Origin of the sequence: Pseudomonas sp. Je.1.5.c (assembly GCF_051129895.1) — a bacterium.
Taxonomy (GTDB): domain Bacteria; phylum Pseudomonadota; class Gammaproteobacteria; order Pseudomonadales; family Pseudomonadaceae; genus Aquipseudomonas; species Aquipseudomonas urmiensis.
This window is the reverse complement of the sequence record NZ_JBCPSP010000100.1, coordinates 1-473: the sequence shown is the minus strand read 5'-3', so window position 1 is coordinate 473 and position 473 is coordinate 1. Positions and strand designations below refer to the sequence as shown.

Sequence of the window (473 nt, the reverse complement as noted above, 5' to 3'; positions counted from 1 at the left end):
AACTAAGGCAATCGGTAAATTACGTTTGGCATGTTTGATTTCCCCTGAAATACTGGTAGAGACCACCCAGCCATCAAACGAAAATGCAATCGGACCAATGGCGCCGAGCCATGCCAAAGACTGGGTCGCTTGACGCGCGGATTCACTTGGATGGGTTAAGGCGCTCACAGGGTCACCATAGACAAACGCCATTACCCCTAGCACAAATAACGGAATCAATTTAACGATGGTAGCAAAGACTTGAAAACGCCCTGCAAACACCGCCGCCATCACATTAAACAGATAACAAATGACAAACCACGTAAGCCCGATGCCCATTTGTAATTCAAGCGATGCCTCTTTTACCCCAAATAATAGGGCGGTGTAAATACCCACCACCCACGTCACCACCACGCCAAGCGTCGGGTAATACAAAAACAATTGAAACCAGCCAATCATCGTAGAAAAATGTGGACTCACAAATTCATCGGCAT

Annotated in this window: 1 protein-coding gene; it reads right to left on the bottom strand. The window is 46.9% G+C overall.

Annotation, left to right across the window (positions count from 1 at the left end; translation table 11 throughout):
• Nucleotides 1-473, bottom strand: a 473-nt coding sequence (locus AAZU54_RS27285) for an amino acid permease (RefSeq protein ID WP_434727897.1), incomplete at both ends; no start/stop codon positions are given.